Origin of the sequence: Pseudomonas sp. K5002, from assembly GCF_013386655.1 — a bacterium.
Lineage (GTDB): Bacteria > Pseudomonadota > Gammaproteobacteria > Pseudomonadales > Pseudomonadaceae > Aquipseudomonas.
In genome coordinates this window covers 1-7,449 of record NZ_JACARK010000809.1, presented here as the reverse complement: position 1 = coordinate 7,449, position 7,449 = coordinate 1, and the positions used below count along the sequence as shown (strand labels likewise).

At 61.6% G+C, this 7,449-nt stretch carries 10 protein-coding genes; 4 read left to right on the top strand and 6 right to left on the bottom strand.

Annotated features, from left to right (window positions below; genetic code table 11):
- Positions 1–609, top strand: a 609-nt coding sequence (locus tag HX846_RS29000; RefSeq protein ID WP_178966651.1) for an SDR family oxidoreductase, incomplete at its 5' end; no start/stop codon positions are given.
- An 85-nt stretch (positions 610–694) separates the two neighbouring features.
- Here HX846_RS29000 and HX846_RS28995 read toward each other — a convergent pair.
- The 4 genes from HX846_RS28995 to HX846_RS28980 are packed head-to-tail and all read right to left on the bottom strand — an operon-like array spanning position 695 to position 3,227.
- The gene (locus HX846_RS28995) at positions 695–1,906 is read right to left on the bottom strand and encodes an RNA polymerase sigma factor (RefSeq protein WP_043225961.1); all 1,212 of its coding nucleotides are present in this window, start codon (positions 1,904–1,906) and stop codon (positions 695–697) included.
- Between the two features lie 2 nt (positions 1,907–1,908).
- Positions 1,909–2,391, bottom strand: coding sequence for an SRPBCC family protein (locus HX846_RS28990; protein WP_178966650.1), 483 nt, complete (start codon positions 2,389–2,391; stop codon positions 1,909–1,911).
- 29 nt (positions 2,392–2,420) lie between these two features.
- The gene (locus HX846_RS28985; RefSeq protein ID WP_003213107.1) at positions 2,421–2,765 is read right to left on the bottom strand and encodes a YciI family protein; all 345 of its coding nucleotides are present in this window, start codon (positions 2,763–2,765) and stop codon (positions 2,421–2,423) included.
- 42 nt (positions 2,766–2,807) lie between these two features.
- On the bottom strand, positions 2,808–3,227 hold the full coding sequence (locus HX846_RS28980; protein WP_003213104.1) for a nuclear transport factor 2 family protein: 420 nt from the start codon (positions 3,225–3,227) through the stop codon (positions 2,808–2,810).
- A 146-nt stretch (positions 3,228–3,373) separates the two neighbouring features.
- On the opposite strand from HX846_RS28980, the gene HX846_RS28975 reads away from it, so the two are divergent.
- Both HX846_RS28975 and HX846_RS28970 read left to right on the top strand, forming a co-directional pair.
- On the top strand, positions 3,374–3,859 hold the full coding sequence (locus HX846_RS28975; RefSeq protein ID WP_178966648.1) for an N-acetyltransferase: 486 nt from the start codon (positions 3,374–3,376) through the stop codon (positions 3,857–3,859).
- 20 nt (positions 3,860–3,879) lie between these two features.
- Positions 3,880–4,485, top strand: a complete 606-nt coding sequence (locus HX846_RS28970; protein ID WP_177048371.1) for a pyridoxamine 5'-phosphate oxidase family protein — start codon at positions 3,880–3,882, stop codon at positions 4,483–4,485.
- Between the two features lie 46 nt (positions 4,486–4,531).
- On the opposite strand, the gene HX846_RS28965 is transcribed toward HX846_RS28970, so the two are convergent.
- A complete protein-coding gene (locus HX846_RS28965; protein ID WP_008431629.1) occupies positions 4,532–5,017 on the bottom strand; it encodes a GyrI-like domain-containing protein in 486 nt (161 codons plus the stop codon).
- A 196-nt stretch (positions 5,018–5,213) separates the two neighbouring features.
- Between HX846_RS28965 and alaC the strand changes: the two genes are divergently transcribed.
- Complete coding sequence (alaC, locus tag HX846_RS28960) at positions 5,214–6,431, top strand: alanine transaminase (RefSeq protein WP_003213096.1); 1,218 nt, start codon at positions 5,214–5,216, stop codon at positions 6,429–6,431.
- A 134-nt stretch (positions 6,432–6,565) separates the two neighbouring features.
- Here the strand turns inward: alaC and HX846_RS28955 are convergent.
- Positions 6,566–7,449: gluconate:H+ symporter (locus HX846_RS28955; RefSeq protein WP_218645495.1), on the bottom strand; the 884-nt coding region annotated here is incomplete at its 5' end.

Here is a 7,449-nt window from a genome sequence, read left to right as displayed (position 1 = left end):
CTGAATGCGCTGGCGCTGCCGAACACCCTGAGTCGCGGTGTCGACATCACCGACCGCGCTGCGCTGGTGGCAGCGGTGAAAGAAGCCGAAGCGCAATTCGGCCCGGCCGACGCGCTGATCAACAATGCCGGCGTGATGCTGCTGGGCGCGGTCAGCGAACAGGACCCGGCACAGTGGGAGCAGATGCTCGACGTCAACGTAAAGGGCCTGCTGAACGGCATCCATGCAGTGGCCGGCAGCATGGTCGAGCGCAAGGGTGGCACCATCATCAACGTCAGCTCGGTGGCCGGGCGCAAGACCTTCCCCAACCACGTCGCCTATGTAGGCACCAAGTTCGCCGTGCATGGAATTTCGGAAAACCTGCGGGAAGAAATGTCGCCGCACAATGTGCGTGTGATCACCATTGCGCCGGGCGCGGTGGAAACCGAACTGCTGAGCCACACCACCGACGAAGCCATCAAGACCGGCTACCAGGCGTGGAAACAGGACATGGGCGGCACCGTGCTGAGCGCCGATGATGTGGCTTCGGCGATTGCCTATGCCTACCAGCAGCCGCAGCATGTGTGCATTCGCGAGATCGTGTTGGCGGCGACGCGTCAGCAGCCGTAACTCATTCATCAAGACAACATCGAACAAATGTGGGAGCGGGNNCCCCCCCCCCCCCGCTCCCATATTTGGATCTCCGGCGCCTGCACTATTTGAGTTCGGCCAATCGCCGCTCGATAAAGCGCTTTTCGGGCACTTGCTGGGTCAATGCCAGCGCCCGTTCAAACGCTCGCCGCGCGTCCTCCACTCGCCCCAATCGCCGACAAAACTCGCCACGCGCCGAGTACGCCAGGTGATAGTCCACCAACTCCCCCCGCGCCAGAATGCCGTCCACCAATTGCAAACCGGCCTGCGCCCCATCGCGCATCGCAACGGCCACCGCGCGATTCAGCTCGATCACCGGCGATGGCATCGCTCCAAGCAACACGTCATACAGCCCGACGATCTGCGGCCAATCAGTCTCATCGGCGCTCACGGCTTCAGCGTGTACCGCCGCAATCGCTGCCTGCAGGCTGTAGGGCCCGAAGCGGCGTGTGGTCAGGGATTTCTCCACCAGGGCGCATCCTTCAGCAATCAACGACGCATCCCACAGCGAACGGTCCTGCTCATCCAGCAGCACCAATTCGCCGCCCGCCGAGGTGCGTGCCGGGCGCCGGGACTCGTGGAGCAACATCAGCGCCAGCAAGCCCATCACTTCCGGTTCCGGCAACAACTCCATCAGCAAACGGCCCAGGCGAATCGCTTCGCGGGTCAGGTCTTCACGGGTCAGGTCGGCGCCCATGGACGCCGAATAGCCTTCGTTGAACACCAGGTAAATCACCCGCAGCACACTGTCCAGGCGCTCGGGCAACTCCGCCAGGGATGGCACCTGATAGGGGATTTTCGCTTCGCGGATCTTGCCCTTGGCCCGCACGATGCGCTGGGCGATGCTAGTGGGCGTGGCGAGAAACGCCCGGGCGATTTCCTCGGTGGTGAGGTCGCAGATCTCACGCAAGGTCAGCGCCGCCTGGGCATCCGCCGCCAGCGCCGGGTGGCAGCAGGTGAAGATCAGGCGCAGGCGGTCGTCTTCCACGTCTTCAACGCTCCAGTCTGCCGCTTCCAGCGCATCGGCTTGCGCCTGCAACAACGGGGTAAAACGCGCCTGGCGACGTAAACGGTCGATGGCCTTGAAGCGCCCGGTCGAGACCAGCCAGGCCCGGGGGTTATCCGGCACACCGTCCTGCCCCCAGCGCTCGACTGCGACGAAGAACGCCTCGTGCAAGGCTTCTTCAGCCAGGTCGAAATCGCCAAGCAAGCGAATCAGGGTCGCCAGGATGCGCCGCGATTCGCTGCGATAAACCGCTTCAACCCGGGCCTGCACCGTCAATCGCGCAGGCCTTCGGTCACCAGCGTCACCAGCCGGTCGAGGCTCTGCCCCCAGCCTTCGTGAAAGCCCATGGCTTCGTGGGCCTGCTTGGTTTCGGCGCTCCAGTGCATGGCGCGGGCGGTATAGAGGGTTTTGCCGTCGACGTCTTCAAAGGTAACTTCTGCGGTCATGAATGGCTGGCCCGAAGGGATCCAGCCGGGTGTGAAGGCGTCGGTAAACACCAGCCGACTGGGGGCGGTAATCTCCAGCAATACGCCCTGGGTTGGGTATTCGCTGCCGTCCGGCGCGCGCATCAGCGTGCGAAATTGCCCACCCACCCAAAGGTCCATTTCGCACTCGGGAGTGGTCATGCCGTGTGGGCCCCACCACTGCTGCAACAAGGCCGGCTCGGTCCAGGCGCGAAACACGCGGCTGCGAGGGGCATCAATCAAGCGACTGATGGACAGTTCAAATTCGGCGGGTTTGGGTTGAATGCTCATGGGAAACCTCCTGGGTTTTATTGTTGTGATCAGAGATTCAATTCACGCACGGGGCGCACTTCCACACTGCCGACCCGGGCCGCCGGTATGCCACCGGCCACCTGGATCGCTTCATTCAGGTCCTTGGCCTCGATCAGGTAAAACCCGGCGAGCTGCTCCTTGGTTTCGGCAAACGGCCCGTCGGTGATCGACAACTTGCCGTTGCGCATGCGCACGGTGGTGGCGGTGCTCACCGACTCCAGCGGTTCGGCGGCGAGCATGCGCCCGCTGGCCTGCACGGACTGACCATAGGCGAAACATTCCGGGTCCTTGGGGCTGTCGGGCGAATCGTGCAGCACCTGTTCGTTGCTATAGATCAGGCAGAGGTATTTCATGGGATTCTCCGTTTTCGGACAACTGACTATAGTTCGCGGCGCTCAAGGTTTCAGGTCGAACAGACCGGCGCCGGTTTCCATGTCGAACGGTGCCGACCAATGTTCATGCACCACTTTCCACTCGCCGCCAACGCGCTGGTAGCCGGCGCTGACGCGCATCCAGCAGGTCTTGAGTACGCCGTCGGGCCCGGTGCCGCCACAGTGCGCGAGCCAGTGGGCAAAGGCGCTGTTATCGCCGGCGACGATACGCATCTCATGGAAGTCAAAGACCCCAGGGCCCGGGCAGAACTCCATGCACGCCTTCCAGTGCGCCTGATAGGCGGCCTTGCCCTTGAACTGCAGGGCGCTAACGGCGTCGAACGCGACTATATCGTCTGCGTAAAAGCTGACTATTTTCTCGACATCCTTGGCGGTGACCGCCTGTTTCCATTGTTCGATCAAGCTGCTGATTGCGGTGCTCATGGCGATACTCCTTGCGGGAAAAATCACGGAAGACACCCTTAGTCGACTGAGCCCCAGGCCAATCGACAGTCCCGCAAAAAATAATTGCGACTACCGCAAACCCGCTAGAATCCGCGCTTCTTTGTAGGATTTCGGATGCTACGCCGATGGAAACCCGCCTCGTCGCCTATCAGACGTTGACTGCCCTGCAACAACAGCAACTCAACGCCCTGGAAGTGCATCCCGAACAACTGGGTTTTTCCGGCGATATCTACTGTGCGCTGAACACCCTGCTGGTCAATCCGAATCCCGGCGTGGCAGGCTTTGCGTTACTCGCCGACGACATTCCCGTGGCCTTCCTGCTGCTCAAACGCCCACCCTGCCTGCCCCATTGGGCGGATGAACACAGCGCCACGCTGCATGCGTTGCAAGTCGATCGCCATCAGCAAGGCCTGGGGTTTGGCAAAACCTGCCTGCAAGCCCTCCCCGCCGCCGCGCGCCTGGTCTGGCCGCAGATCAAGGCACTGGAGCTGTCGGTGGACACGGACAATGTGGCGGCGATGGGGCTGTATTTGCAGCAGGGCTGGGTGGACACCGGGGAGGCGTATAAGGGGCGGATTGGGTATGAGCGCCGGTTGGCGTGGGTGTTTTAAACAATAAGGAGCTGGTGAAGATGCTAACAACCCTGGAACAACTCGAATCCCTCTACGGCCTGCCCCACGAACGGGCCGTGCGCAAGGAAATCCCGTTTCTCAACGAGGATTACCAGGCCATGGTCCGCGCGTCACCCTTGGTGGTGGTGAGTTCATCCGGCCCGGACGGCATCGACGGTTCGCCCCGTGGCGACGTGCCAGGTTTTGTACGAATCATCGACGAGCGCACGTTGGCGATTCCGGATCGGCCGGGGAATAACCGCCTCGACACCCTGCGCAATCTGGTGGTGGACCCACGTATAGCGTTGCTGTTCATCATCCCGGGCATTGGCGAGACGTTGCGGGTCAATGGCCGGGCGCAGATTTCCATCGAGCCTGGGTTGCTGGAGAGCTTTGCGGTAAATGGCAAAGCGGCCCGTTCGGTGATTCTGGTGCAGGTGGAGGCGGCATATTTCCATTGCTCCAAAGCCTTTGTGCGCTCCGATTGCTGGAACCCGGAAAAGCACTTGGATCGCTCGGCACTGCCCTCCGCCGGGGCGTTTCACAAGCGCTTGAATGATGGGGCGTTCGACGCCGAAGCCTATGACCGCGAGATGCCGGAGCGGGTCAAGGCCACGCTGTATTGAGAGGCCATTGCAGGAGCGAACGTGCTCGCTCCTGCCGGTGGCGCTGTCAGGCGGATTCGGCGTTGATCGGGATCCAGATTTCCACGGAGCCCGTGCCTTTACCCACATCGAAATCGGCGCTGTAGCGCTCAAAATCAGCCCCGACCACCTTGTACCCGGAGGCCGGCAGCCATTCGAACATGATGCGTTCATAGGTCTGCGCCAGCGCCTGCACCGGGCCAAAATGCGGGAACACGGCATAGCGATGGGCCGGGATTTCAATCGACTGGAAGTTGCTCGGTACATCGCCCTTGGCCGGCACCTCGATGCCCGCCAGGTAGTCGAATTCACCGTGTTTGGCGTTGTGGCACACGCCGTAGGTCACGCCGCCAACGCGCTTTTTAATGTCTTTGAAACAGGTGTTGAACAACGCCCACAACTTGGGAATATCGCCAATCGTGGCCTTTGAATAACGCCCTTGCACACCCGCGATCACCAGGGCCTTGCCCTCTTCCATGCGCGGCTGTAACGGCAGTTTTGTCTGTTGATCCATCTGAACAGTCTCCTTCTTATGAGGGAACAAACCCGCGTCGAGTATAGGGGCATATCCCCGTCGCACTCCAAACAGAAATTTTTCCCACAGCATCTGGACAATTGGCCATCACCGACCGTATTGTCTGCCCCGCAGGCCACCGCAGTGGCCGACGTCGCTCGGACGGTTCCGGGCGCTTACGTATTTCGAGGCAACAATGGCCGAACCCCGTTCTCCGCGCCGCTTTGCGCGCATAGATCGACTCCCCCCTTACGTGTTCAATATCACTGCCGAGTTGAAGATGGCTGCGCGTCGGCGCGGCGAAGACATCATCGACTTGAGCATGGGCAACCCGGACGGCGCCACTCCACCGCACATCGTGGAAAAAATGGTCACCGTCGCCCAACGCGAAGACACCCACGGTTACTCCACTTCCAAAGGCATTCCGCGGCTGCGCCGGGCGATTTCGCGCTGGTACAAAGACCGCTACGAAGTGGACATCGACCCGGAAACCGAAGCCATCGTGACCATCGGTTCCAAGGAAGGCCTGGCGCACTTGATGCTGGCCACCCTGGACCAGGGCGACACGGTGCTGGTGCCCAACCCCAGCTACCCGATTCACATCTACGGTGCCGTGATTGCCGGCGCCCAGGTGCGTTCGGTGCCGCTGATTCCGGGGGTGGACTTCTTCGCTGAGCTGGAACGTGCGATTCGTGGCTCGATCCCCAAGCCGAAGATGATGATCCTCGGCTTCCCGTCCAACCCCACCGCACAGTGCGTGGAGCTGGACTTCTTCGAACGGGTGATCGCCCTGGCCAAGCAGTACGACGTGCTGGTGGTGCATGACCTGGCCTACGCCGACATCGTCTACGACGGCTGGAAAGCTCCGTCGATCATGCAAGTACCGGGGGCCAAGGACATCGCGGTGGAGTTTTTCACCCTGTCCAAGAGCTACAACATGGCCGGCTGGCGCATTGGTTTCATGGTGGGCAACCCGGAACTGGTCAACGCCCTGGCGCGGATCAAGAGCTACCACGACTACGGCACCTTCACCCCGCTGCAAGTCGCAGCGATTGCGGCGCTGGAAGGCGATCAGCAGTGCGTGAAAGACATTGCCGAGCAGTACCGCCAGCGCCGTAACGTGCTGGTGAAAGGCCTGCATGAGCTGGGCTGGATGGTCGAGAACCCGAAGGCGTCGATGTACGTCTGGGCGAAGATTCCCGAGGCGTATGCCGCGATGGGCTCGCTGGAGTTTGCCAAGAAGCTGCTGCTTGAGGCGAAGGTGTGTGTGTCGCCGGGGATTGGCTTTGGTGAGTATGGTGACGACCACGTGCGCTTTGCACTGATCGAAAACCAGGACCGGATTCGCCAGGCGGTGCGGGGCATCCGGGCGATGTTCCGGGCGGATGGGCTGGTCAAGAAAGCTGACGCCTGACCCGATCCAACGGCAGGAATGATCGTTCCCACGCTCTGCGTGGGAATGCCGCCTTGGACGCTCTGCGTCCGCTCGTGACGCGGAGCGTCACAGGATGCGTTCCCACGCGGAGCGTGGGAACGATCACTTACCGCCTAGACCACCAGCGACAGCAACATGATAAAGCCCAACGCCACCACCGACAGGATGGTCTCCATCGCCGTCCAGGTCTTGAACGTCTCGGCCACGGTCATATTGAAGTACTGCTTCACCAGCCAGAACCCCGCATCGTTGACGTGAGACAGCACCAGCGAGCCCGCCCCCGTCGCCAATACCAGCAACTCGCGGTTCACCCCCGGAATCATCCCCACCACCGGCACCACAATGCCTGCACCGGTAATGGTCGCCACGGTGGCAGAACCGGTAGCCACACGAATCACCGCCGCCACCAGCCAGGCCAGCAGGATCGGGTTGATCTGCGCAGTCACCGCCATATGGCCGATCACATCACCCACGCCGCTGGTCACCAGCATCTGCTTGAAACCACCACCGGCACCGATGATCAGGATGATCGCTGCAGTCGGCGCCAGGCTGGCGTCGAGCAGCTTGAGGATTTGCTTGGAGCCAATGCCCTGGCGATGGCCAAAGGTGTACAGCGACAACAGCAAGGCCAGCAGCAAGGCGGTGATCGGGTGACCGATCATGTCCATCCAGTTGCGGATCACATGGCCGTCCGGCAGGGCGACGTCGGCGAAGGTTTTCAGCAGCATCAGGAACACCGGCAACAGCACGGTGATCAGGGTGATGCTGAAGCTCGGCAGGGTCTTGGATTCCGGTTGCTCACTGGCCAGTTGGTCTACCAGTTCCTGGGACGGGTTGCCCGGAATGTACTTGGCGATAAACGAACCGTAGAGCGGGCCGGCGATGATCGCCGTAGGCAGCGCGACGATCAGGCCGTAGAGAATGGTCTTGCCGATGTCGGCACCGAACACGCCGATCGCCAGCAGCGGGCCCGGGTGCGGTGGCACCAGGCCGTGCA

What these genes read in the sequence shown, in the direction of transcription:
- HX846_RS28990 (WP_178966650.1), bottom strand. Translation starts at nt 2,391, where the DNA reads ATGAGCATTCAACCCAAACCCGCCGAATTTGAACTGTCCATCAGTCGC.
- HX846_RS28985 (WP_003213107.1), bottom strand. Translation starts at nt 2,765, where the DNA reads ATGAAATACCTCTGCCTGATCTATAGCAACGAACAGGTGCTGCACGAT.
- HX846_RS28980 (WP_003213104.1), bottom strand. Translation starts at nt 3,227, where the DNA reads ATGAGCACCGCAATCAGCAGCTTGATCGAACAATGGAAACAGGCGGTC.
- HX846_RS28975 (WP_178966648.1), top strand. Translation starts at nt 3,374, where the DNA reads ATGGAAACCCGCCTCGTCGCCTATCAGACGTTGACTGCCCTGCAACAA.
- HX846_RS28970 (WP_177048371.1), top strand. Translation starts at nt 3,880, where the DNA reads ATGCTAACAACCCTGGAACAACTCGAATCCCTCTACGGCCTGCCCCAC.
- HX846_RS28965 (WP_008431629.1), bottom strand. Translation starts at nt 5,017, where the DNA reads ATGGATCAACAGACAAAACTGCCGTTACAGCCGCGCATGGAAGAGGGC.
- alaC (WP_003213096.1), top strand. Translation starts at nt 5,214, where the DNA reads ATGGCCGAACCCCGTTCTCCGCGCCGCTTTGCGCGCATAGATCGACTC.